The sequence below is a fragment of the Thiohalobacter sp. COW1 genome, from assembly GCF_016629505.1.
Taxonomy (GTDB): domain Bacteria; phylum Pseudomonadota; class Gammaproteobacteria; order Thiohalobacterales; family Thiohalobacteraceae; genus Thiohalobacter; species Thiohalobacter thiocyanaticus_A.
In genome coordinates, this window is the sequence record NZ_AP024239.1 from 2374929 (window position 1) to 2399677 (window position 24749).

Genomic DNA, 24749 nt, shown 5'->3' on the forward strand with positions numbered 1-24749 from the left:
CACAATGGATATCTTGAACCGCTTCGCCAGGAACCGGCGGCTGCGCAGGGCACTCGATGACAGCCGTGACCGGCTCTATCGAATGGCCCTGGCCTGGTCCCGGAACCCGGTATTGGCGACCAGGCTGACAGATAAGGTCATCGAGCGCGAACTCCGGAGCGGGCAGGCACAGCATGAACCCGGCCAACTCCTGTTGCAGCTGTTCGGCTCCCTGTCCAGGTGCTGGCATGAGCACAGACAACTCATGGCGCCTGGCGAACCTGAATGCGGGTTCGAACCGGCTGTGCACCCGCTGCCGGTGCAGACGCACGAGGACACGTCCGCCAGCACCCGGGCCGCAATCGGCCGGCTGCCTGTTGTCGAATGCCAGGTTTTGACCCTGGTCAATATCGAACAACTGTCCTATGAACAGACAGCGCAGGTCCTGGAAATGCCGAAAAGCGCGGTGATTCACAGCCTGAACCAGGCCCGTCTCAGGCTACTCGGCATGCTGGCGCCAGAGATATCGCAACAGGCCCGCTGCACTGACTGCTGGTGCAGCAGCAGTCCGGCGCAGTGCGGAAGCGCGCGCAACTCAGACCCGACTGCTCAGCCGCGGCGTTCGAGCCAACCGTAATACCTGGGCCGACGCCGGCTGGCGGGTCGAGTGGCAACATGCTGCCCGCCACGGGTCCGGTCTCAACCCTGCGGTTTTCTCCAGAACCAGCGGACAATGAACACAACCAGCCCGAGCCCCGCCAGATTCACGATCAGATCGACCATCATTGCACCCTGTCCGGCGTGAACCTGCGCAGCCGATTGGCGTTGGTCACCACCGTGACCGAGGAAAACGCCATGGCCGCGCCGCCGATCATGGGATTGAGCAGCATGCCCAGCGCCGGATAGAGCACGCCGGCGGCGACGGGGATACCGAGACTGTTGTAGATGAAGGCGCCGAACAGATTCTGCCAGATGTTGCGCACCGTGGCGCGCGACAGCTGGATCGCTGTGAGCACACCCTGAAGCGAGGCGCGCATCAGAGTGACATCGGCGCTCTCTATCGCGACATCGGTACCGGCGCCGATGGCAAAGCCGACGTCGGCCTGGGACAGGGCCGGGGCGTCGTTGATGCCGTCTCCCACCATCGCCACCACCTCGCCTTTCGCCTGCAGCTGCTGCACATAGTCGATCTTGCCCTCGGGCAGCACCTCGGCCCGGACCTCGTCGATGCCGATCTGCCCGGCCACGGCCTGCGCAGTGATGCGGTGGTCGCCAGTGACCAGCGCCACCTTCAATCCCATTCCGTGCATGGCGCGGATGATGTCGGTCATGCCGGGTCGGATCGGGTCTTCGATAGCGACCAGACCGATCAACTCGCCGTCCGCGGCCACGCAGACGGGTGTAGCGCCGCGCCCGGCCAGCGCCTCGATGCGCGCGGCCCAGGCCGCTTCCGACACACCCTGTTCCCGCATGAAGGCGGCCTGCCCGACCAGGACCTCCCGCTCGCCGATTCGTCCGCGCAGCCCCTTCCCGGTCAGGTTCTCGAACCCTTCAGCCTTCGGCAGTTCCAGCGTGCGCGCCTCGGCGGCGGCCAGGATGGCGGCGGCCAGCGGATGGTTGGAGCCTGCCTCCAGGGCGGCGGCCAAGCGCAGCACCTCATTTTCATTCCTCCCGGATGCGGCCTCGACCGCGGTCACTGTCGGTCGGCCCTCAGTGACCGTGCCGGTCTTGTCCAGCACCAGGGTGGTCAGGCGTCCGGCCTGCTGCAGGGCGTCGCCGCTGCGGATGAGGATGCCGTGCTCGGCCGCCTTGCCGATGCCGACCATGATGGAGATGGGCGTGGCCAGCCCCAGCGCGCAGGGACAGGCGATGACCAGCACCGTGATGCCGGTGACCAGGGCATAGCTGAGCTGCGGCGACGGGCCGAGGTTGTACCAGACCAGGAAGGTGAGCACGGCGATGATCATCACCACCGGCACGAACACCCCGCTGACCCGGTCGGCCAGGCGGCCGATGGCCGGCTTGGAGGCCTGGGCCTGGCGCACCAGTTCGATGATGCGCGCCAGCGCCATGTCGCGGCCGATGCGGCTGGCCTGGAACAGCAGGGTGCCGGACTGGTTGATGGTGCCGCCGATGACCTCGTCGCCGGCCTGCTTGGCCACCGGGATCGGCTCGCCGGTGAGCATGGACTCGTCCACCGCCGACTCGCCCTCGATCACCTTCCCGTCGACCGGGATGCGGTCGCCGGGCCGTACCCGCAGCGTCTCCTCCAGCCCGACCTCCTCGATCGGCACGTCGATCTCCTTACCCTCGCGCACCACCCGCGCGGTCTTGGGCTGCAGCCCCAGCAGGCGCTTGATCGCCTCCGAGGTCTTGCCGCGGGCGCGCATCTCCAGCGCCCCGCCCAGGTTGATCAGCGCCAGGATGACCACGGCGGCCTCGAAATAGGCATGGCGCGCCAGCACCGGCACACTGTCGGGAAACAGGGCCACCACCATGGAATAGAGCCAGGCGCTGCCCGTGCCCAGCGCGATCAGGGTATCCATGTTGGCCTGGTGGTGGCGGAAGGCCGACCAGGCGCCGCGGAAGAAATGCCCGCCGGAGTAGATCAGCACGCCGAGTGTGAGCAGGCCGGTGATGAGCCAGAACACCTGTCCGGCCGGCGTGTCGATGGGCGGCAGTACATGGAACACCATCTCGCCCAGCATCAGCGGCACGGCCAGCAGCGCGGCCACGCCGGTCATGCGCAGGCGCTTGCGGTAATGGGCCATCTCCATGGCCTCCTTGTCCGCCTCATCGGCCAGGCCGCGCAGCTCGGCGGCCTCGTAGCCGGCCTGGCGCACCGCTTCGACCAGGCGCTCCGGCGGCGCCGTGCCGGTGACCCGGGCGGTGTGCTCGACGAAATTCACCGTTGCTTCCTGCACGCCCTCGACCCGGCGCAGGGCCTCCTCGACGGCGGCCACACAACCGGCGCAACTCATGCCGGCAACGGACAATCGTATGGATTCATCACTCATGGGGGACTCGCGCGGACGGATGGGTTTTGCGAAGATTGAGGATACCACAACCTGCCCGGGCATCCGGACCATGACCATACACATCCTGAGGGGTATTTATGCCGGCCGGATCGATCCCGACTATGGCCGGGGCCGCGCCAGCGCCATCGCCAAGCAGCCGCTGGACGGCGAGGTCCGGATCGGCGCAGACGGCATCGCCGGGGATGAACAGGCCGACCCGGTCAATCACGGCGGTCCGGAACGCGCCCTGCTGCATTACAGCCTGGACAACTATCGCTGGTGGCAGGCGCAGTATCCGGAACGCGCGGCCGCATTCTGCCCGCCCGGGTTCGGCGAAAACCTCTCCAGCACCGGGATGGATGAACGGAATGTCCACATCGGCGATGTCTATCGTATCGGGCGTATCGGGCGCATCGGCGGCTGCCGGCTGCAGGTCAGTCAGCCGCGCAGCCCCTGCTGGAAGCTGGATGTACGCTTCGACATCGCCGGCATGGCCCGGCAGGTCCAGGACAGCGCCCGGTGCGGCTGGTTCTACCGGGTGCTGGAAGCGGGTACGCTGCGGGTCGGTGACGGTATCGATCTGCTCGAACGCCTGCCCGACAGCCTGAGCATTGCGGCAGCGATGCAGGCCATCTACGGCGACACGGAGGAGCGCGAACTCTGGCGGCGTCTGGCCGACTGCACCGCCCTGGCGCCCAACTGGCGCGACAAGGCGCGGCGGCGGCTGGCAGGCCGGGCCGATATGCGCAGCGCACAGCGCCTGACCGGCGGGGAGTAGGATGGGTGGAGCGCAGCGCAACCCATCATTGATCCCGCATCGGTGATGGGTTGCGGCGCGGGCGCCTTCACCCATCCTACGCACTCGGTCATTCCGACACAGGAGCACGCACTTGCGGGTCCATTTTCTCCAACACGTTCCCTACGAGGGCCTGGGCAGCCTGCAGGACTGGCTGCAGCGGGGCGACCATCAGGTCACGGCCACGCGCCTGTATGCCGGTGACGGTCTGCCGCGGCCGGATGCACTGGACCTGCTCATCGTCATGGGCGGCCCCATGGGGGTATACGACGAGGCCGACCATCCCTGGCTGATCGCCGAGAAGCGTTTCCTCGATGCCGTGCTTGCCGGCAGGGCGCGGATGCTCGGCATCTGCCTGGGCGCCCAGCTGCTGGCCGAGCGGCTCGGGGCCCGGGTGCTGACCGGCGGCGAGATGGAGATCGGCTGGTTCCCGGTCCAGCGCAGCCCGGCCGCCGCCGACACTGCGCTGGCCGCGGCCCTGCCCGAGACATTCATGGCCTTTCACTGGCACGGCGACAGCTTCGAACTGCCGGCCGGGGCCGTGCACCTGGGCCGCAGCGAGGCCTGCGCCAACCAGGGGTTTCTGCACGAAGGACGGATACTCGGGCTGCAGTACCACCTGGAGATGACCCCGGCCGGGGCGCAGGATCTGATCGACTGCCACCGGGATCAGCTCGGCTGCGGCCCGTTCAGTCAGACCGAGACGCAGCTGCTGGCTGCAGAGGCGCACTTCAACGAAGCCAACCGCCTCATGGCGCAGCTGATGGATGCGTTCACCGCGACGAACCCGGAGGAGGTCTGAACATGCCCATGAGTATCGGGGACATCATGACCGAGGAGGTGATGGCCATCCACATGGACGATACCCTGCTCACGGCGCACACCCTGTTCAAGCAGCTCGGGTTCCATCATCTGCTGGTGATCGAGGAGCGCAGACTGATGGGGGTGCTCTCGGACCGGGACATACTGCGCTGGATCGGGCCGCATCTGGACACGCCTGCGGAAACGCGGGCAGATCTCGAGCGCATGCGCCGGCCGGTCCATCAATTGATGACGCGCAAACCGGTCACGGTCACCCCGGATACCGCCATCACCTATGCCGGCAACCTGATGCTGGAGCAGCGCGTGTCCTGCCTGCCGGTGGTCAACGATCGGGGCCACCCGGTCGGCATCGTGAGCTGGCGCGACCTGCTCAGCGCCCACGTGATGCTGCAGCACGTGTGAGCCGGGGATGAGAACGCAAAAGAAACGGGCGGGGTACAACCCCGCCCGTTTCTTTGTACAGCCGGGCTGTCGGGGTCAACGACCGCCCTGCATGCCGCCACCCATGCCGGCGCCCATGCCGCCGCCGGCTGTGTCCGGCCGCGAACCGCCGCCCGCGGAAACCAGGGAATCGGCCAGGAACTCGTTGCCGGTGACAGTATCGTCGTCCATGGTATCCAGGCGGGCGTCATGGACATCCATCATGTCCGTGGCCCAGCTGGTGTCCCGTCTCACGTCTAATGACGCCTTCAGAGCCACCAAGCCGCGTCAGTGCAAGGCGCAGCGCGCAGGCAATGGCGCCTCCCTTGTCAAGCGCTGCAACGCCGCAATGGCGCGGCTTGGTGGCTCCCTTCGGGCAAGGCGATAAGCGGCCATCTGCGGCGTTGCTTGCCCTTGAGGTAGAATGACTACCCCGGCGGGCAAGCGCCTGGCATCTGGCCGCTTATCGCCTCGCTGAAGGCGTCATTAGACGTGAGACGGGACACAACCCCAGGGGCTGTTGTGGTCGGCGCTGGCAACCAAGGCGCTGCCGGAGAGGATCATACCCAGTACAGATGCTGCAATAGTCGTCCGTTTCATGACTGCTCCTGTGTGTCGTTGGTTCAAGCAGAAGTCATGTTAGCGGGCCGGCGTGGCCGCGTCCCTGTCACGGCCTGTCACTGCGCCGTTATGTGACCGGGCTCACACCGGGGGCCGTTCAGGAGGGGCGTGGTTCAGATGTGGCTGATGAGCTTGGCCTCGGGCACCCGGTTCTGCACCGCCCAGGCGATCTCGTTGCGCATGCCGGTCACCGGACGCATGCTGATCCAGAGCAGGTTGAGCTTGAGGTTGAGTTCGGCAAAGACCACGACTTCCTGGAAACAGGCCAGGACGGCCTGGATGTCGTCCAAGGTGCGCTGCAGCAGCTGGCGCGGCTTTTCCCGCAGCCCCGGGATCAGCATCATGAAATCGCTGAGGATCTGGCCGTCGCCGTCCACGCTCGGCGCGCGCTTGAACAGCGGCTCGTTGGCCTCCAGCAGGGGAAAGACGGCATGTCTGGGCAGGTTCATGGCAGGTCCCGGCGTGTCTGATCTGACTATAACAAAAGCGGCCCGGATTGCCACAGGCCTTAGCGGCCCGCCGCCGGGCCTCAGGCCGCCAGGGCGTCGCGGACCCGCTCAAGGCGTGTGCGCACCTCAGCGGCCAGGGCTTCAACACCTTCTTTTTCCACCAGTTTGAGCACGGCCGAGGGATCCATGAATCCGACCGTCACGCTGCCGTCGTCCTCCTGCCGCACCACGACATTGCAGGGCAGCAGCAGGCCGATATCGGGATCGGCCTCCAGCGCCTGGTTGGCCAGCTTCGGGTTGCAGGCCCCCAGGATCCTGTAGGGCGCGCGATCGATGTCGAGTTTCTTCTTCAGCGTGGCGCTGACGTCGATCTCGGTCAGCACCCCGAAGCCTTCCTTGCCCAGTTCTTCGGTCACCTTGTCGATGGCCGTATCGAAATCACCATTGAACTTCACATTGAATCCGTACATGGATACCTCCAATCGGTTGAACATCGCTGTCCGGGAGTATAACAAGCCTGCCCTGTGGCTAGAAAACAGATAAGGACTGCGTCGACGCCGCATCGCCGCACAGATTGATCTAGAAAGCGAAGCGCAATCCACCCATGAAGTAGAGGAAGTCGGATTCCTGCCCGGCCGCGTCAGCAATATCTTCTGTCTCGCCGGTCAGCGTCCGGTAGCGGATGCCGACATAAGGGGCGAATTCGCGCCTGATTTCATAGCGCAGCCGCAGATCCAGACTGACATCCGTCAGGCCCGCACCAAGACTGCGTTCAGAGATATCCTGTGCTGCGACGGCCAGTTCGGCGCGCGGCTGCAATACCAGCCGCTGGGTGATCCGGAGGTCGTATTCACCCTCAAACTCGACGGTCACATCCCCGTCTTCCGACAGGTACAGGGCATTGTCGAGTTCGAACTTGTAGGGCGCCAGCCCCTGGACCCCGGCCACGGCGGACCACCGGTCCTCGTAGCTGCCGCCCTCCCAGCCATTGGCGTACTGGACGCCGGCCTGAAGATTCCAGAAGGGCGTGATGAGTCGCGAATAGAGCAGGTCGGTTTCCGACTCCCCCTCGTCCGTGCCCTCGAACACCGCCTCGCCTTCCTGCTTCCACCAGAACTTGTGGAAGTCCTTACCGACCCAGCCCTGCGCCTCCCAACCGAGGTGATCGGACGCGTCATCCGCCTCCAGCCGGTATTCAAGCTGTTCGATGAAGGTAAAGACGTAGACACGGTCATCCGGGACCGTCCGGGGATAATCAGACGGTGGCGGGGTCTCGGCGTACTTGAACGCCTCCTCCAGCGTCATGCCCTCGGGTACGGGCGGATTTTCCACTGACGGCGGCTCTCCCTCATGCTGCCGGGCCGACTCATAGTGCATGGGGCGGTCCGAGGTCTCCGGCATGTCACCGCGATCCTGAGCCAGGGCGCCGCAGGGCATGAGTGCGGTCGCCGCCAGCAGGAAGAGAGGGACAGGAATCACGGGAGTGCTCACTTCAGGCGCCGACATCGATCGGCCCTCCTTCCAGCGACCTGACCACTGCGACAGTGCGGAACATGCCGGCCTCCATGTGATACAGCAGGTGACAGTGGAAAGCCCACTGTCCTGGGGCGTCGACCAGAATGTCCACGGTCAGCAACTCGGCCGGCTGGACGATCACCGTATGCTTGCGTGGATTGTCACCGTAATCGTCGGCACCTGCATACAGGTCCATCCACATGCCATGCAGGTGGATGGGGTGACTCATCATGGTGTCATTGATCATGTTGATACGGAGCCGTTCGCCGTACTGGAAGCGGATCATGTCCGATTCCGACCACTTCCTGCCGTCGAAGCCCCAGATGTACTTGTGCATGTTGCCGGTCAGGTGCAGATCGAACTCGCGCGTCGGGGGACGACGTCCGTACGGCCGCTCCAGGGCACGCAGCTGGCTGTAGGTCAGGACCCGCCAGCCGTCTTCGCCCAATCCCGCCCCCGGGTAGTCGAGGCGACGGTAGGCGGTAGCGGCCATGGTGATACTGGCCGGGCCATGTTCATCCGGGCCGTGCCTGATGCGGTCCGGGAGGTTGGTGACCGGCAATTCCCCATCGTCCTGATGTGACATGGGCTCAGACACACCGGCCGCATGCATCCCATCGTGCATTGCCTGATCACCCCCATGCCCGCCGTCGTGCATCATGCCCATATCCGCCATAGTCAGCATCGGTCGCCGTCTCTGTTCAGGCACTGCGGCGGCCATGCCCTGACGAGGAGCAAGCGTACCGCGGGCGTAACCGCTGCGGTCCATGGTCTCGGCAAACAGTGTGTAAGCCCGGTCATCCGGCAGTGTCACCACCACATCATAGGTTTCCGCCACCGCGATCCTCAGTTCGTCGGTCTCAACGGGTTTGACATTCTGACCGTCGGCCTGCACCACCGTCATCGGCAGCCCCGGAATGCGGACATCATAGAAGGTCATGGTGGAGGCATTGGCGATGCGCAGGCGCACCCGTTGGCCGGGCCTGGCGATAAAGGTCGGATTCTCATGCGCCGCCTTGCCGTTCATCAGGTAGGTATAGGTCGCGCCCGTGATATCCGCGATATCGGTCGGGTCCATGCGCATCCGGTCCCAGGCCAGGCGCTTTTGCAGCACCTCGGACATGGACATGCCGGTCGCCCGCATCTGTTCGTCGATATTGGCCAGGGTGGGCCGCTGGAAATTGTAGTAGCCCTCCATGGTCTTGAGCTTCCAGAGCACCCGATGCGGATCCTCGAAGGTCCAGTCGGACAGAACAATGGAATACTCAATATCGTATTCCACCGGATCCGGCCCGGCCGGCTCGACAATGAGCTGGCCGTAATGCCCCAGCTGCTCCTGCAGACCGGTATGACTGTGATACCAGTAAGTGCCGTTCTGGCGGACCGGGTAGCGATAGGTGAACGTCTCGTTGGCAGGAATGCCGGGGAAACTGATGCCCGGCACCCCGTCCATGTTGAACGGCAGCAGAATGCCGTGCCAGTGGATCGAGGTCGATTCATTCAGGCGGTTGTGGACGCGAATGAGCGCCTCCCTGCCTTCCTGCATGCGGATGACAGGGCCGGGGATGGAGCCGTTGATGGCAATGGCCCGCCCGGGCTTGCCGCCGACGAGCAGGTCACGGTATTCGAGATAGAGATCGATACCGCCGGGGTCGGTGGCATTCAGTTCGCCGAATTCTCCGGCATGACCAGGCACGCCCGAAGGTTTAGCGGTGAGCACCCCTGGAAAGTACAGGCCCAGCGAAGCCAGCGAGGCCGCCTGTATGAATTGTCGTCGGGAGAGAACCCCAAGCCCGGGGGGCTTCGTTTTGCTTTCCATCATACTCACCTGCTGAAAGACATTCCGGAGTTACAACCACGGATTGTGTTCCGGATTGATTACCCGGGACGATTGGCCCTATGCAACCCGGATTCACACCCTAGCACATCATTTCCGACCCAATGCACGAAACCATGTGCATAGCAGGGCAAAGGGTAACGCGCAACAACAGCGGGACGGGATTCATGATCTGGATCCGGCACCCCCTCGCCCATGCGCCACGTCGATCGCCTCCGCACCCGATTCATCCAGGCGTTCGGTTTCGACCTGCAGGGTGACAAAGAAGAAGCGGAACCGCTCCTTTAGCATGGCGACGGCTGCGGACAGCACCTGTTGGGGATCCGCCCCGTCGGCGGCACGGATATGCCCGGAAAACACATAGCGTCCGCTGGTCAGCGCCCAGGCATGAACATGATGCGCATCCTCGACGCCATCCTGTTTCTCCAGGGCCTCGACCACCTCCGCCAGGCTCACGTCCGCCGGCGTGCCCTCCATCAGCAGATGCGCGGCATCCCGCAGGATGCCCCAGCTCGCCCACAGCAGCACGAATCCGAAGGCCATGCCCAGGATGGGATCGATCAACAGGAACCCGGTGTAACGGATCACCACTGCGGTGACGATGATGAGCAGGCTGCCGACGAAGGTCTGGATGATATGCCACAGCGCACCCTTGACGTTGAGGTCGCTGCGACTCTCCTTCCAGATAAGACCGAGGGAGATGAACTCGGTCACCAGGCCGCCGGCCGCGGCCAGCAGCATCGGGCCTGTGGGCAGTTCAATCGGGTCGGCCAGGCGCATCGCGCCCATAACGATGACCACCAGGGCCATGCCGAGCAGAAAGCCGCCATTGACCAGGGCGCCGATGATCTCCGCCCGGTACCAGCCGAAACTGCGATCCTCGTCGGCGGGCCGGCGGGCCAGCCGCGCGGCGATGATGGCCACGAGCACCCCGCCCACGGCGGAGAAGGTGTGAAAGGCATCCGAGATCACGGCGATGGAACCGGTCCAGATACCGATGCCCATCTCAATGATGAAATAGATCCCGGTCAGCCAGGCCGATATCGCCATTCCGCGCCCGCTCGACGGCATGTGCCCGGCGTGGCCCGTTGCATGCGCATGCTCGTTCATGGCTGCCGCACCCTCAGCACCAGCTGGCCTGACCGTACAGCGGATCACTGAGCAACTGCATGACATTGGCCTCGATCACACGGTAACCCACATTGCCGTACAGCCGCTGCCGGCCCTCGTTCAGCACCAGGCAGGGGCTGCCCGGCACCTGATGCAGCTCCTTTGCCTGCAGGTCCAGGTGGGCGGCGGCATGGGCCCGGCCGGAATCGATGCGCTCGCTCAGCTTCTCCATGGGCAGGCCCAGGGACGCAGCGGTATCGTCCTGCACGGCTCGATCAGCGATATTCCCGGCATCCCGGAAGAACCTTTCCCGCAACCGCCAGGCGAGCTCCTCGGCGCCTGAGCGCACTGAATCTCCAGGCACTGCAGTATCCAGTTCCCCGTCGGATTCCAGCAGCTGGGCCGCCTTGACAAAGACATGGGCCGGTACGGATGAGGCCGGCACGTTGCGCTGCCAGATCTCAGGGTTGATCTCGACATGATCCCATGTGCCGGCAGTCTCACGCACATGCCTGCCGAAGCCTTCGAACCCGCCGCGGTCCCGCCAGCCCTCGCCTATGCGGCTCGCCGTGTCCCCGAACAGTGGGATGTAATGGTGCCGAACAAGGACTTTGTCACCGAACGCGCGCCGCAGCTCATCCAGCTTGATCTGCGCGCCGTAGGCCCATACACACAACAGATCCGAAAAATAATCGATTTTGACTCGAGGCTCTTTCATTTGTATTCCCGGGTAAATTTCCGCCCGGACCGTGCTGGAGCGGCACCGCCCCTCAACGATCCAGATCCTTCATTTTGCGTTCATATTCTTCTTTATCGATTTCGCCTCTGGCATAGCGCTCCTTCAGGATCTCGCGGGCACTGGGTGTGCTGCGCCCCCCGTCCCCTCCGCCCCTGCCGCTCAGCCCCACGACCAGGCCGACGACGAGCACGATCGCCACAATCCAGAATATCAGGCCGAAGCCGTGTCCGAAGAAGCCCCAGCCCCAGTCATCAGAATGCATGATTCTTCCTCATGTAGTAATCAATCATATTGGTACTAGCGGCGGGGAGAGCGCAAAACCGCCCTCCCCGGATCCACTAACGTGTAGTAGTCGCGATCTGATCTGACAGTTACCGGCTCCGAGGAAGCCGTGGCTGTCAGGTCAAGTTCAGGCGATGAACTTTTCCTTCCAGATTTGTTTGCCATCCTCCCATGTCGCCATGGGCGTGCGTCCGCAGCACATCTTGCCCTGATGGGTGCGCTCATTATTGTAGTACGCCAGCCAGGTGTCCAGATCCGCCTGTAGGGATTCCAGGTTCGTGTAGATGTGCTTGCGGAACGTGACCTGGTAGAACTCCTGGAGAATGGTCTTGTGGAAGCGCTCGCAGATCCCGTTGGTCTGCGGGGAACGGGCCCGGGTGCGGGTGTGCTCGATGTCGTTGACCGCCAGGTAGAGCTGGTAGTCATGGCGATCGGCCTTGCCGCAGTATTCCGTCCCTCGGTCGGTCAGGATGCGCAGCAGCGGCAAGCCATGCTCTTCATAGAACGGCAGCACCCGGTCGTTGAGCAGATCCGCCGAGGTGATCGGCGTCTTGGTCGTGTAGAGCTTGGCGAAGGCCACCTTGGCGTAGGTGTCGACAAAGGTCTGTTGGTAGACCCGGCCCACGCCCTTGAGCGTGCCGACGTAGAAGGTGTCCTGGGAGCCGAGGTAGCCCGGATGGGCGGTCTCGATCTCGCCGCAGGCCACGTCGTCCTCTTTCTTCTTCTCCAGGGCGGCGACCTGAGCCTCGGTCAGCACGATGCCCTCCTGCGCCACCTTGGCCTCCAACGCCTTGAGCCGGTCGCGGAAGCAGGCCAGCTCGTGGCGCAGCCACACACAGCGCACGCCGCTGGGGGAGACAAAAATCCCACGCTTTCTCAACTCGTTACTGGCACGGACCTGGCCATGGGCCGGGGCCTCCAGGGCATACTCCACCACGGCGGCCTCTGTGGCCTCGTCGGTGCGGTTCTTGATGTTGGGCTTACGGCGGGACTGGTCGAACAGGCCCTCGACCCCGCCGTCCTCGACGGCGGCCTTGTAGCGGTAGAAGGTGTCGCGGGACAGGCCCATGACCTTGCAGGCGCGGGAGACGTTGCCCAGCTCCTCGGCCAGATTCAGCAGGCCCAGCTTGTGTTTGATGATTCTCTCGTTAGTATTGAGCATGAGGGTTACCTCTTTTGGTTCCGATGGTGAGTTCGCACTTCCATCAGAACCGGTAACCCTCACTTTTTCAAGTCAGGTGTCAGATCAAGTCGAAACTACTTCAACTAACGGTTGTGCATCCTTTCGTGCTCCTGCTGATGCTCCATCATCTGGTCCATCATCATCTGCATCATGTCCATGCGACGATCCATGTGCTGAACCTTCTCGCTCATCATGCCGTCCGACATGCGTGAGTCCGACTTTCCTTTCATTCCGTCATCATGCATGCCCTTCTGGCCACCCATCATTCCACCGCTCTTTCCTGAGCCATCCATCATGCCGCCGCCCTGTTTCGAGCCGCCCATCATGCCCATGCCGCCGCCCATGTTCTCCATCATGCTGCCGCGGCCACCGGACATCTGATGCATTTCCTTCATGGTTTCGCGCATCTGCTTCATGTGCTTTTCCATCATGTCATGGCGATGACTTTCGTTCTTGGCGTTGCGGGCCTGTTCCATGGTGTGATCCATGTCCTGCATCCGCTTCTGCATGTTCATCATGCCGCCATTATCAGCAGCAATCGCTGCAGGCGCGGAAACACTCAGAGTAATCAACATTGCGCTAATCATGGACTTCATGACATTCCTCCTTTCATTGCCGGAACAGGGTACTTGCTGAGCATTTCCGGGAGCCGGCTTATCTCCCGATAAGCTCAATAGTGAAACCGGATTTGAAATCCGCTCATGCATCCATTGCCTCGACGCATCGATATCCAACACAGTCATTCATGCTCGCGCGCCAGCCGGCAAGCAGCCTGCTGGGTCTCCGTGCGCACATCGCCACGGGTCACGAACCAGACCCCCAGCAGTGCCACGAATATCCCCATCGACTCGTATCCCCCGATCCTTTCACCAAACAGTGTCAGCCCCATGATCAGACCGAAGATGGGGGTCAGGAAGCTGAATGTGGTCAGACGGCCGAGTGCTGCCCGGCGCAGCAGCACGAACCACAACAGGGAGGCCAGTGCTGTGCCCACCAGACTGAGTGTGAGCCATGCGAACAGAAAGTCCCGGCTCCAGTTGATGGCGGAGATCCCGCCCTCGCCAAGATAGCCGGCCGCCAGCAGGGGCGTACTGCCGATCAGAAGCTGCGATCCCACGACCATCAGGGGATCGGCGCGGCCGACCAGACATTTCAGGACGACGTTGGCGAGCGCCACCCCCGCCGCCCCGGCCAGCAGATACCCTATGCCGATGGGCGAACCGGTACCCTCGAGATCCAGCAAACGCGGGAGGCTTATCACCAGGATGCCCGCAAAGCCCAGACCGAGCCCGAGTCTGCGCCGCGGGCCCAATGCCTCGCCCAGCAGCAGCCAGGCCAGGACGGCGGTCAGCAGAGGCTGGGTGTTTTCGATGACGGTCGCCAGGCCAGGCGCCACCCAGCCGCCGCCGATGAACATGCCGAAGAACCCCAGGCTGGTCGCACTCAGTCCGACCATGGCCAGCATCGCCCACACCCGCAGGCCGCGAGGAACCGGCCGACCGAGCAGCAATCCGACTCCCAACAGCACAACACCGGCCAGCAGCGCCCTGAGTCCGGCAAACATCAGCGGCGGTGATGCGGCCAGTCCGATATTGATCAGGGGAAAACACAGCGCCCAGAGAAAGGCCAGCAACACCAGCAGCGCCACGGTGCCCGGCGACAGTGCCGAGCGGCTTTGCGTGATATCTCTGTTCATTGCGCATACCGCCCCAGCAGTTTCGCATTGATCGCCACGATCACCGTGCTGAGCGACATCAGCGCCGCGCCCAGGGCGGGCGAGAGCACCACCCCGGCGGTGTAGGCCACACCGGCGGCCAGCGGGATGGCAAAGGCGTTGTAGCCCGTTGCCCACCACAGGTTCTGGATCATCTTGCTGTAGGTGGCTCGGGACAGGGCCATGATGTCGGCCACGTTGCGCGGGTCGGATTTGACCAGCACGATATCCGCCGACTCGATCGCCACGTCCGTGCCGGCACCGATGGCCACACCGAGGTCGGATTCCACCAGGGCGGGGGCATCGTTCACCCCATCGCCGACCATGGCCACGCTCAGACCCCGCTGCTTCACCTCACGGATCTTTTCCGCCTTCTGCTCCGGCAGCACCTCGGCGAAGTAGTCATCCAGCCCGAGTTCGCCGGCCACGGCGCGGGCCACCGCCTCGGCATCGCCGGTGAGCATCATGCACTGGATCCCCATCGCCTTGAGCCGGTCGATGGCAGCGCGGGATTCCTCACGCACGATGTCGGACAGGGCCACGGCGCCGACGGGCCGGTTGTCCTCCAGCACATAGACCACCGTCTTGCCCTGCGCCATCAGCTGCCCCGGGCGATTGTCGTCCAGTTCGATCTTTTCGCTGCGCAGGTAACCGGGGCTGACGACATGGACCAAGGTGCCGTCCACCCTGGCCCGGGCGCCCTGCCCCGGCAGGTTCTCGAAGTCGGACACCTGGCCGGGCGTGATGCCGCGTTCCTGCGCCGAACGCACAATCCCGGCGGCGATGGGGTGCGAGGACTGGCTCTCCAGCGCGGCTGCCAGTTGCAGCACCTGCTCTTCGCTGCGGCCCTCCAACGCCACCACATCGCTGACGCCGAAGCGGCCTTCGGTGAGGGTGCCGGTCTTGTCGAAGACGACGGCCTGGAGATTACGGGCGCGCTCGAAGGCGGCGCGATCCCGGATCAGCAGGCCGCTGCCCGCCGCCAGACTGGTGCTCACCGCCACCACCAGCGGCACCGCCAGGCCCAGGGCGTGCGGGCAGGTGATCACCATGACGGTGACCATCCGCTCCAGCGCGAAGTTGAACTCCCGGCCCAGCCCCAGCCAGGCCAGCAGGGTCAGGCCGCCGACGGACAGGGCGATGTAGGTCAGCCACTGGGCCGCGCGGTTGGCCAGGTCCTGGGTGCGCGAGCGGGTTTCCTGCGCCTCCCGCACCATCTCGATGACCTGGGAGAGGTAGGTCTCGTCGCCGGTCTTGCGGATCTCCAGGGTGATGGCGCCCTCGCCGTTGATCGCCCCGCCGATGGCCTCCTCGCCCTCGCCCTTCTCCACCGGTCGGGACTCGCCGGTGAGCATGGATTCATTGAGGCTGGTCCGGCCGCTGACGATCACCCCGTCGGTCGGCACCTTCTCCCCCGGTTTCACCAGGACCCGGTCGCCGGGCTTGAGTTCCGTGACCGGCACGTCCTCGCTGTCGCCATTCTCGTTCAGGCGGTGGGCCGTGGTCGGCATCAGCTTGACCAGTGCCTCGAGCGCCCCGGAGGCCCCCATCACCGATTTCATCTCGATCCAGTGCCCCAGCAGCATGACGTCGATCAGGGTGGCCAGTTCCCAGAAGAACACCTTGCCCGCCAGGCCCAGAACCACGGCTGCGGAATAGAAATAGGCCACCGAAATCGCCAGGGCGATCAGGGTCATCATGCCTGGCTGTCGCTGCCTGAGTTCGGACAGCAGCCCGCCGATGAAGGGCCAGCCGCCGTAGAAATACACCACCGTCGAGAGCGTCAGCAGGGCATAGGCATCGCCGGGGAACGCCAGTGCCTGCTCCAGGCCGAGAAACGCCTGGATCATCGGCGACAGGACCAGAATCGGGACGGTGAGGGCCAGCGATATCCAGAACCGCCGCCGGAAATCGGCAATCATCCCGGCATGGTGGCCATGGCCGGCATGCCCGTGCCCCTGATCGCCGGCGTGGTGGTCAAGTTGCCCCTGCCCGGTCGCCGTATGGCCGGCATGCTCATGTGATGACATGGAAGCGTTATCCGGCATCAGACATCAGCCCTTGGCGTCGGCATTCTCGAAGAAGGCGCGCAGTTCGTGCTCGCTCGGCTGCCCGTGGAACACAACCCTGTCATCGACAATAAGGGTGGGCGAATGCCGTACCACATAACGCGCCACCGCCTCCGGGTTCTCCTCCACGAACAGCAGTTCATAAGGCACGCCGAGCTCATTCAACTCCCGTTCCAGATTGGGGCGATGGATGCATTCCCTGGTTGCCATGATCTTGACGTTCATGCTTGATCTCCATGTTCACTGAATGAATGAATGTTCGGACACGAGCACCGTTTCAGTGATGGCGATGACCGGAATGTGCTGAACCGCCCATGGGTTCGACCTCCCGCGATGCGGATTCAGTCTCCTCAAGCAGATGCACGAAGGAGCGCTTCAGGCGCTCGCCCCAGCCTCCGCCAAGGTCTACACCCGCCGCTTCCAATGCCCCTTCTATCTGACGGGCCGTGATCTGCATCAGGTCGTAATCGACCTCCAGCACATCCGTCTTCGGTCGCCTGGCTGTAACGCTCATCAGCCCGTTCAGCCGGTTTATGACCTGTTCGGCCTGGTGTTGATCGAGCGGCTTGCCCAGATGGATCCGGCGTGATTTTCGCCAGGCCTCATCCGAGTGCTTTGCCGCCGGTTCACCGGGATTACCAATGAACAGGCCAGGGTTGTCCTGGAAACGCTCCCGGCATTCCTCGGAGCAGAACGCGAAATGCATACCGCGGAATTCCAGAGGGTAAGAGACAGGACTCACCCACATGCCGCATACAACATCCCGTATCTGATCCTCCACATGCTGCATACCGTGGCTCCTACGCTATTTTTTCGGGGGAAACTCGGCATCGCTGGGAGAATCACCCTGCGCCTCCCGCTGCACGAGCAAGGCGCTGTTCGCACCTCCGTGCTGGAGATCCCGATAGAGGACATCCACCACATGCCCGGCCCCGTCAAACATCAACGTATAGCTCCTGGACGCAGGGTGGTCATACGTGTCCAGCATCGTCATCTCCCCACCGCCCGGCCGCCTGAAGGTCTCCGGCTTCCCGCCTCTATGTATCTCATACACCCATCCCGTGAGACCGTTGACCAGAGACACGGTCCGGTGGGCCTTGCCGTGATGGGAAAAGGCTGCCTGCCTGTCTATCTGCCCCAACGGATACCGTTCCAGTATCTGTTCCGGGCTGGTTTCCAGGTTAAAGACAGGTGGCATGGGTGCATGATCCGTCTCGGCATGCGCCATGGTCGCCAGCAACAACGCCAGCGGCAGAATACGTTTCAGGGAAATGCCTTTCATTTGAGTCCCTCCTGTGGAACACAACTTGACACGATCAGAGTTCCGCTGCTCCAGCCGGTTTCTTCGACTGAATTCTGAACACCCCGGTGACCGGCAGGACGGCGACCGGTCCATCGCTCGCTTCGCCTGTACGGGCGGTTTGCACGATGGCATCGACCAGGGCGGTGCTGCGATGATCCGCGGTAAATCTCTCCACTCTTACGGGCCGGGTCAGCGGATCTTCATGAAAGAAATCTTTGTGCTCTCCGAACCCCTGCATCGGTGTCACGCTCATGCCGCGCGCCCCCTGACCAATCACCGCCGTCTCCACGCATCCAGACAGCGGCTGCGAACGATTGCCGTCACTTTGCGATCTTTCATGGATGTCTCCGGGAAGATGAAGGCTAGGACAGAATCCTCTCATGGCAAGGGCCCGGAATCGGCCGGCGCCCGAATGTATAGCCATGTCTCGCCGCCGCCCCGCCGGGCGGGCACGTGCAAACGCGGTCAGGTAGACCGTGGCTCCCGGTGCGGGATCAGATTTGCGGAGGGATATAGGGTGGAGAGAGTTCGATGCCGCGCAGCGCCGACTCCGTATGCGCGCACATCAGGGGGTGGAAGTCAGGATTGGCATTACCGACTCCGCCCGGCAATGTCAGGATACTGCCGGAGGCATGCAGGCATTGATCGCAGGAAGGGCAGTCGCAAACCATTTTACAGCAGTCCATCCCTCGATCAGGATCGGCAAGCTCCTGTCCCTCAGGTTCATTCCCGGCACGCTGCATTGCCATTTGCTGGCAGTGCGCTGCGGTCAAGGCGCTGTCCGGCGACTGCCCCTGATCGAATGCGGCAGGAATGGCAACGGCAAGGCGGGCGGGCACCAGGGCGATAACCAGTACCAGCAGATACACCAGAAAGGCTGTGGTTTTGTGATGCTTGCCCGGCATGAGGGTTACCCGTCCCGGTGTGTTCAAGTATTGCTTTTACACCATTCCACAATTATAGCTGTCATACCATGACATGCATCAAGTCAGGCCAATCGATGACAGGCGACGAACTGCCGCATCAGCCAGACCAGAACGGGTGGTATCACCAGCCTCTGCATCAGCGCTCGAGCCCGCGCCCGCGCCAGAGCAGGAACACCGCCGGTATCACCAGCAGCGTCAGCACGGTGGCGCTGACCATGCCGCCGACCATGGGCGCGGCGATGCGCTGCATCACCTCGGCGCCGGTGCCGCCGCCCAGCATCACCGGCAGCAGGCCGAAGATGATGGTCGCCACGGTCATCAGGATGGGCCGCACCCGCATCAGGCCGCCTTCCAGTACCGCCGCATGCAGATCCTCGCGGTTGGGAGAGCGTCCCTCCCGGCGCGCCTGTTCACGTCGCCGCCTCCAGGCCAGGTTGAGATAGACCAGCATCACCACCCCGATCTCGACCGCCACGCCGGCCAGGGCAATGAAGCCCACGCCGACGGCCACGCTGAGGTCGTAGCCGAGCCCGTACAACAGCCAGACCCCACCGACCAGCGCCAGCGGCAGGGTGGCGAGGATGATGGCAACCTCGGTCAGGCGGCGGAAATTGAGGTAAAGCAGCAGCACGATGATCCCGGCCGTCACCGGCAGCACCAGGGCCAGGCGCTGCTGCGCCCGCTGCATGTATTCGTACTGGCCCGACCAGCTGACCGAATAGCCCGGCGGCAGGGAGACCTGTTCGCGTACCGCGGCCTGCGCGGCCTCGACGTAGCCGCCCAGATCACGGCCCTCGATATCGACGAAGATCCAGCCGTTGGGGCGGGCGTTCTCGCTCTTGATCATACCCGGCCCCTCCTCGACCCTGATGCTGGCCACATCGCCCAGCGCCAGTTGCTTGCCGTTGGCTGCGACGATGGGCAGGTTGCGCAGTCGGCCCAGGGAATCGCGCAGTTCGCGCGGGTAGCGCAGATTGACCGGGTAACGCTCCAGCCCCTCGATGCTCTGGGTGAGATTGATGCCGCCGACGGCGGTGCGCACGATGTCCTGCACGTCGGCGATATTCAGCCCGAAGCGCGAGGCCGCACTGCGGTCGATGTCGATGGTGACATAACGGCCGCCCGCCACCCGCTCGGAGAAGGCGCTGGCCGTGCCCGGGACCTGCTTGAGCACCGCCTCGATCTCGGCACCGACCTCCTGGATCACGTCCAGGTCCGGCCCGGCGACCTTTACACCCACCGGCGTCTTGATGCCGGTGGCGAGCATGTCGATGCGGGTCTTGATGGGGAATGTCCAGCTGTTGGCCAGGCTGGGGATCTTCACGACCCGGTTCAGTTCCTGCTTGAGCCCCTCCAGGGTCATGCCCGCGCGCCACTGTTCGCGCGGCTTGAGCAGGATGGTGGTCTCGATCATGGTCAGCGGCGCCGGGTCGGTCGCGGTCTCGGCGCGTCCGATCTTGCCGAACACCCGTTCCACCTCGGGCACCGAAGCGATCAGCTTGTCGGTCTGCTGCAGCAGTTCGCGCGCCTTGCCGATGGACAATGCCGGAAAGGTGGTCGGCATGTAGAGCAGATCACCCTCGTCCAGAGGCGGCATGAATTCCGAACCCAGACGCTTGTCCAGCGGCCACCAGCCGGCCAGCGGCCAGGCCATGGAGACGGCCACCAGCAGGGTGACGGCCAGGACGGTACGGGGAAACCGCAGCACGCCATTGATCACCGGGCGGTAGGCCGCCACCAGCGCCCGGTTCACCGGGTTGCGCTGCTCAGGCAGGATACGGCCGCGGATGAAGTAGCCCATCAGCACCGGCACCAGGGTGATCGCCAGACCGGCCGCGGCCGCCATGGCATAGGTCTTGGTGAAGGCCAGCGGCGCGAACAACCGCCCTTCCTGTGCCTGCAGCGTGAACACCGGCAGGAAGCTCAGGGTGATGATGAGCAGCGAGAAGAACAGGGGCGGACCGACCTCGCCGGCGGCCTTTGCCACCGTCTCCCAGCGATCAACGGCCACGTCCTTTGCCTGTTCCAGATGCTTGTGCAGATTCTCGATCATCACGATCGCCGCATCCACCATGGCGCCGATGGCAATGGCGATTCCGCCCAGCGACATGATGTTGGCATTGATGCCCTGGTGCTTCATCACGATGAAGGCGGCCAGCACCCCCAGCGGCAGGCTGATCAGTATCACCAGCGAGGAACGCAGATGGAACAGGAACAGGGCACAGACCAGGGCCACGATCAGGAATTCCTGTACCAGCTTGTGCTTGAGTGTCGCCACGGCACGCTCGATCAGACCGGAGCGATCATAGGTGGTGACGATCTCCACCCCCTCGGGCAGGCTGGGCCGGAGCTGGTCGAGCCTGGCCTTGACCGCCTCGATGGTGGCCTGGGCGTTGCCGCCCCAGCGCATGATGACGACACCGCCGACCACCTCGCCCTCGCCGTCGAGCTCGGCGATGCCGCGGCGCATCTGCGGCCCCAGCCGGATGTCGGCGATATCGCCCAGCAGCACCGGGGTGCCGTTGGCATTCACCCCCACCGGGATGCCCTCGAGATCGTCGATGCTCTGGATGTAGCCGTTGGCGCGGACCATGTATTCGGCCTCGGCCATCTCGATGACCGAGCCGCCGACCTCCTGGTTGCCGCGCTGAATGGCCTGCTTGATCTGCGCCAGCGGGATGCCGTAGGCGCGCAGCCGGTTGGGATGCACCACCACCTGATACTGTCTGACCATGCCGCCCACGGTGGCGACCTCGGACACGCCTTCCACGGTCTGCAGTTCGAACTTGAGAAACCAGTCCTGCAGGCTGCGCAGCTGCGCCAGATCGTGCCTGCCCGTACGGTCGACCAGGGCGTACTGGAAGATCCAGCCCACGCCGGTGGCATCCGGCCCCAGTGCCGGCGTGACCCCGGGCGGCAGCCGGTCCTGCGCCTGGGAGAGATATTCCAGCACCCGCGAGCGGGCCCAGTACAGATCGGTGCCCTCGTCGAACAGGACATAGACATAGGAATCGCCGAAGAATGAGTAGCCCCGCACCGTCACCGCGCCCGGCACCGACAGCATGGTGGTGGTCAGCGGATAGGTCACCTGGTCCTCCACCACCTGCGGCGCCTGCCCCGGATAGCTGGTCTTGATGATGACCTGCACATCGGACAGGTCCGGGATCGCATCCAGCGGCGTGGTCTTCAGCGAGTAACCGCCCCACACCGCCAGGATGACGGTCAGCAGCAGGACCAGGAAGCGGTTGTGGATTGACCAGCGGATGATGGCTTCGATCATTTATCTGTACTCGTTACCTGAATCAATGCCCACCACGAACAAAATCAACCGTCATCCCGGCGCAGGCCGGGATCCAGAGACCACGGCGGGCCATGGATTCCGGCCTGCGCCGGAATGACGGGGCAAAACAACGTTGCACTCCAACCATTGTTCTATTCGCGTTCATTCGCGTTCATTCGCGGCTGATCCCTATGCTCCGAAACTCCACTCGCATCCAGCCGGTTCAGCGCGCCCCTGATGCTGGCCTCGGAATCGATCAGGAACTGGCCGGAGGTGACCACACGGTCACCCTCCGCCAGCCCGCGCCGGATCTCCACCCAGTCGCCGGATTCGATGCCGGAGACGACTTCCCGGGCGCTGAAGCGGCCTTCGCCCAGGGCCAGGATGACACGCTCGTTCTCGCCGGTGCGGATCAGCGCCTCGAGCGGGATGACCAGCCCCGGCTCGCTGGCGCCGGCGAAGATGCGCACATCCGCGTACATATCCGGCTTGAGCCGCTCCTGCAGATTATCGAAGCGCAGCCTCACCTTCAGGGTATGGGTCCTCGCATCCAGGGTCGGATAGACGAACTCGACCTCGCCCTCCCATACCTCGCCCGGCAGATAGGGCAGGCGCACCTCGGCCGGCTGGCCGACCTCGACCCAGTCGGCCTGGCGCTCGAACACGTCCGCCATCAACCAGACGCTTGACAGATCCGCCAGTGTCATCACCTCGGTTTTCGGCTGCACATACATGCCTTCGCGGATGTTGAGCGCGGCAACGATGCCGTCCTGACGGGCATGGTAGGCCACGCGCTGCTCGACCTTGCGGGTACGGCCCAGCCGATCGATCTGGGCCGGGCTCATGCCCAGCGCCTGCAGCCGTTCGTGCGAGGCCAGCTTGAGGCCCGCATTGCCCGTATTCAGCGCCTGCAGGTATTCCTCCTGGGCGTTGACCAGTTCGCGCGAATAGACCTCGAACAGCACATCCCCCTTCTGCACGCGTTCGCCGTCCGACTTGACGTACAGCCGGTCGATCCAGCCATCGGTGCGCAGATGGATGTGGCTGATGTAGTTTTCGTTGTAGTCGACATAGCCGACCGTATCGATGCGCCGCCACAGACGCTCGCGCTGGACCTCGGCGGTACGCACCCCCAGGTTCTGCACCATCACGGGATCGATTTCGAGCCGGTCGCCGGCGCCGGCCTCATCGGCATAGACGGGTACCAGGTCCATGCCCATGGGCGACTTGCCCGGCTTATCGCGGCGGTAGCCGGGATCCATGGGCGCGACCCAGTACAGGATCTCGCGCTCGCCTGCCGCCCCTGCCGGAGCAGTGGCATCGGAGCCATCGGCAGTCTCCGCTGCATCCGTCCCGCGCTGGCGATCCTGACTGCAGCCGCCGAGACCGAGCGCCAAGGAGATCCAGATTATTGTCAGCATCTTCCGGGTCATGATTCCTCTCCCACCAGGTAGCGCAGCCGGGCCGCGGTCTGGGCCAGGTCGGTCCGCAGCCGCAGTGCGGTCAGCCGCGCGTCCAGCTGGATCAGCCGGGCCCGCATCAAGGCGGTGAAATCCGACACCCCGCTCTGATAGGCCTTGAGCGAGGCCTCGGCGTGCTGGCCGGCCTCGGGCAGCAGCCGCTCGCGGTAGCGCGCCAGCCGTGCCTGCAACCGTTCGCGCTCGGCCAGGGCGGTCTCAAGCTGCTGGCGCAGTTCACGCCGCAGTTCATCGCGTTCGAGCTCGACCGCGGTGACTTCATACTGGCGCGCTGCCAACGCCCGATCCTGGCGCTTGTCGGTGAACAGCGGCAGATCCACCATCACCATGGCCGAGAGCAGGTCGCTGCGGCCGCTGCCGTCGGCCTCGCGGCCATTGCGCTCACCGTAGGTGACATCCAGGCTCCAGCCCGGCTTGTAACGCTCGCGGGCCGCGTCCACCTCCAGCCGGCCGGCCTCGATCTCCCGGTTCACCTGCTGCAGCTGCGGATGGCGGTCCAGGGCCTGATGCATGACGGACGGCACGGACAGGGCCGGCTGCTCGGGGAAGTCCTCGGCCAGGGGCCGCTGCGCGGCCTCCGGGCCGACCAGCCGGGCCAGCTCGGCCCGGGCCGTTTCCAGCCGGGTGCGCACCCGCTCGCGGCGGTCATCCAGCAGGGACAACTCCACCCCGGCACGCAGCACATCCTGCTGGTTCTTGCGCCCGGCGCCGTAGTAGGCCCGGGTGATGTCGACCAGGTCCTCGAACAAACGATAGGTTTCGTCCAGGATGCGGGCCGCCCGCGACTGGTAATAGACTTCCAGGAAGGTCTGCCGCAGTTCGCGCAGCACCTCGCGCCGCCGGGCCTCGGCCCGGGCACTCATACCGGCGGCCAGGCGCTCCTGACGCTGTCCGGCCAGGGCCAGGGTGCGTCCCGGCGGAAACCGCTGCTGGATACCGACCTGCAGCTGACTCATGGGGGTGTCGGAACGGTCGAAGGACTCCACCGGCAGGTTGCCCACGCCCAGCTTCAGGGTGGGGTCGGGCAGCTGGGCCGCGGCCACGGCCTGCTCGTGCCGGGCCCGGGCCCCGGCCTCGAACGCCGCGGCGCGGCGGTCATGGATCAGCGCCAGCGCCTCGGCCTCTGCCAGAGACAGGTGTGCCGCGACAAGGCCAGTCGGATGGATGAGGATCCCGGCCAGGATCCAGGGTAGTGCGCGCATGGGAAGC

Annotated in this window: 25 protein-coding genes; 4 read left to right on the forward strand and 21 right to left on the reverse strand. The window is 64.4% G+C overall.

Features of this window, described 5'->3' with window-relative positions:
- Window positions 1-4 precede the first annotated feature (4 nt).
- A complete protein-coding gene (locus COW1_RS11140) occupies window positions 5-616 on the forward strand; it encodes an RNA polymerase sigma factor (protein ID WP_096364448.1) in 612 nt (203 codons plus the stop codon).
- 145 nt (window positions 617-761) lie between these two features.
- Here the strand turns inward: COW1_RS11140 and COW1_RS11145 are convergent, their stop codons facing one another.
- The gene (locus COW1_RS11145) at window positions 762-2996 is read right to left on the reverse strand and encodes a heavy metal translocating P-type ATPase (protein WP_197702983.1); all 2235 of its coding nucleotides are present in this window, start codon (window positions 2994-2996) and stop codon (window positions 762-764) included.
- A 70-nt stretch (window positions 2997-3066) separates the two neighbouring features.
- On the opposite strand from COW1_RS11145, the gene COW1_RS11150 reads away from it, so the two are divergent.
- The 3 genes from COW1_RS11150 to COW1_RS11160 all read left to right on the forward strand — a co-directional run bounded on the left by COW1_RS11150 (window position 3067) and on the right by COW1_RS11160 (window position 5016).
- Window positions 3067-3774, forward strand: a complete 708-nt coding sequence (locus tag COW1_RS11150; RefSeq protein ID WP_096367454.1) for an MOSC domain-containing protein — start codon at window positions 3067-3069, stop codon at window positions 3772-3774.
- Window positions 3775-3886: 112 nt separating this feature from the next.
- Entirely contained in the window at window positions 3887-4594 is a 708-nt protein-coding gene (locus COW1_RS11155) for a type 1 glutamine amidotransferase (protein WP_201344239.1), read from the forward strand.
- Between the two features lie 2 nt (window positions 4595-4596).
- On the forward strand, window positions 4597-5016 hold the full coding sequence (locus COW1_RS11160; protein ID WP_201344240.1) for a CBS domain-containing protein: 420 nt from the start codon (window positions 4597-4599) through the stop codon (window positions 5014-5016).
- 75 nt (window positions 5017-5091) lie between these two features.
- Here the strand turns inward: COW1_RS11160 and COW1_RS11165 are convergent, their stop codons facing one another.
- From COW1_RS11165 to COW1_RS11260, 20 genes are all read right to left on the reverse strand, one after another.
- Window positions 5092-5289: a hypothetical protein gene (locus COW1_RS11165; protein ID WP_201344241.1), complete on the reverse strand. Its 198-nt coding sequence runs from the start codon at window positions 5287-5289 to the stop codon at window positions 5092-5094.
- A 479-nt stretch (window positions 5290-5768) separates the two neighbouring features.
- Window positions 5769-6104 (reverse strand): hypothetical protein, encoded by a 336-nt coding sequence (locus COW1_RS11170; RefSeq protein WP_096364438.1) that lies wholly within the window; start codon window positions 6102-6104, stop codon window positions 5769-5771.
- 80 nt (window positions 6105-6184) lie between these two features.
- Entirely contained in the window at window positions 6185-6586 is a 402-nt protein-coding gene (locus COW1_RS11175; RefSeq protein ID WP_172844317.1) for a DUF302 domain-containing protein, read from the reverse strand.
- Between the two features lie 97 nt (window positions 6587-6683).
- Entirely contained in the window at window positions 6684-7583 is a 900-nt protein-coding gene (locus COW1_RS11180; protein ID WP_201344242.1) for a copper resistance protein B, read from the reverse strand.
- A 13-nt stretch (window positions 7584-7596) separates the two neighbouring features.
- Complete coding sequence (locus COW1_RS11185) at window positions 7597-9441, reverse strand: copper resistance system multicopper oxidase (protein ID WP_197702982.1); 1845 nt, start codon at window positions 9439-9441, stop codon at window positions 7597-7599.
- A gap of 180 nt (window positions 9442-9621) precedes the next feature.
- Complete coding sequence (locus COW1_RS11190) at window positions 9622-10566, reverse strand: cation diffusion facilitator family transporter (RefSeq protein ID WP_096364434.1); 945 nt, start codon at window positions 10564-10566, stop codon at window positions 9622-9624.
- Window positions 10567-10579: 13 nt separating this feature from the next.
- Window positions 10580-11284: a DsbA family protein gene (locus tag COW1_RS11195; protein ID WP_096364432.1), complete on the reverse strand. Its 705-nt coding sequence runs from the start codon at window positions 11282-11284 to the stop codon at window positions 10580-10582.
- Between the two features lie 52 nt (window positions 11285-11336).
- Window positions 11337-11567 carry an SHOCT domain-containing protein gene (locus COW1_RS11200; protein WP_096364430.1) on the reverse strand — a complete coding sequence of 77 codons (231 nt, stop codon included), beginning with the start codon at window positions 11565-11567 and terminating at the stop codon, window positions 11337-11339.
- 147 nt (window positions 11568-11714) lie between these two features.
- A complete protein-coding gene (locus COW1_RS11205; protein ID WP_201344243.1) occupies window positions 11715-12749 on the reverse strand; it encodes an IS481 family transposase in 1035 nt (344 codons plus the stop codon).
- Window positions 12750-12853: 104 nt separating this feature from the next.
- On the reverse strand, window positions 12854-13366 hold the full coding sequence (locus COW1_RS11210) for a hypothetical protein (protein ID WP_096364428.1): 513 nt from the start codon (window positions 13364-13366) through the stop codon (window positions 12854-12856).
- Between the two features lie 143 nt (window positions 13367-13509).
- Window positions 13510-14466, reverse strand: coding sequence for a DMT family transporter (locus COW1_RS11215; RefSeq protein ID WP_096364426.1), 957 nt, complete (start codon window positions 14464-14466; stop codon window positions 13510-13512).
- The gene (locus COW1_RS11220) at window positions 14463-16514 is read right to left on the reverse strand and encodes a heavy metal translocating P-type ATPase (protein WP_242466425.1); all 2052 of its coding nucleotides are present in this window, start codon (window positions 16512-16514) and stop codon (window positions 14463-14465) included. Before COW1_RS11220 ends, COW1_RS11215 begins: the two co-directional genes overlap by 4 nt.
- Before the next feature lie 24 nt (window positions 16515-16538).
- Window positions 16539-16778: a thioredoxin family protein gene (locus COW1_RS11225; protein ID WP_201344245.1), complete on the reverse strand. Its 240-nt coding sequence runs from the start codon at window positions 16776-16778 to the stop codon at window positions 16539-16541.
- A gap of 52 nt (window positions 16779-16830) precedes the next feature.
- A complete protein-coding gene (locus tag COW1_RS11230) occupies window positions 16831-17343 on the reverse strand; it encodes a YHS domain-containing protein (protein WP_201344246.1) in 513 nt (170 codons plus the stop codon).
- Window positions 17344-17358: 15 nt separating this feature from the next.
- Window positions 17359-17835 carry a hypothetical protein gene (locus COW1_RS11235; protein WP_201344247.1) on the reverse strand — a complete coding sequence of 159 codons (477 nt, stop codon included), beginning with the start codon at window positions 17833-17835 and terminating at the stop codon, window positions 17359-17361.
- A gap of 34 nt (window positions 17836-17869) precedes the next feature.
- Window positions 17870-18280, reverse strand: a complete 411-nt coding sequence (locus COW1_RS11240) for a P-II family nitrogen regulator (protein WP_096364418.1) — start codon at window positions 18278-18280, stop codon at window positions 17870-17872.
- Window positions 18281-18350: 70 nt separating this feature from the next.
- Window positions 18351-18761 carry a hypothetical protein gene (locus COW1_RS11245; RefSeq protein ID WP_096364416.1) on the reverse strand — a complete coding sequence of 137 codons (411 nt, stop codon included), beginning with the start codon at window positions 18759-18761 and terminating at the stop codon, window positions 18351-18353.
- 157 nt (window positions 18762-18918) lie between these two features.
- On the reverse strand, window positions 18919-22062 hold the full coding sequence (locus COW1_RS11250; RefSeq protein WP_201344248.1) for an efflux RND transporter permease subunit: 3144 nt from the start codon (window positions 22060-22062) through the stop codon (window positions 18919-18921).
- A gap of 152 nt (window positions 22063-22214) precedes the next feature.
- A complete protein-coding gene (locus COW1_RS11255; RefSeq protein WP_201344249.1) occupies window positions 22215-23495 on the reverse strand; it encodes an efflux RND transporter periplasmic adaptor subunit in 1281 nt (426 codons plus the stop codon).
- Window positions 23492-24742 (reverse strand): TolC family protein, encoded by a 1251-nt coding sequence (locus tag COW1_RS11260; protein ID WP_201344250.1) that lies wholly within the window; start codon window positions 24740-24742, stop codon window positions 23492-23494. Before COW1_RS11260 ends, COW1_RS11255 begins: the two co-directional genes overlap by 4 nt.
- Window positions 24743-24749: the final 7 nt, after the last annotated feature.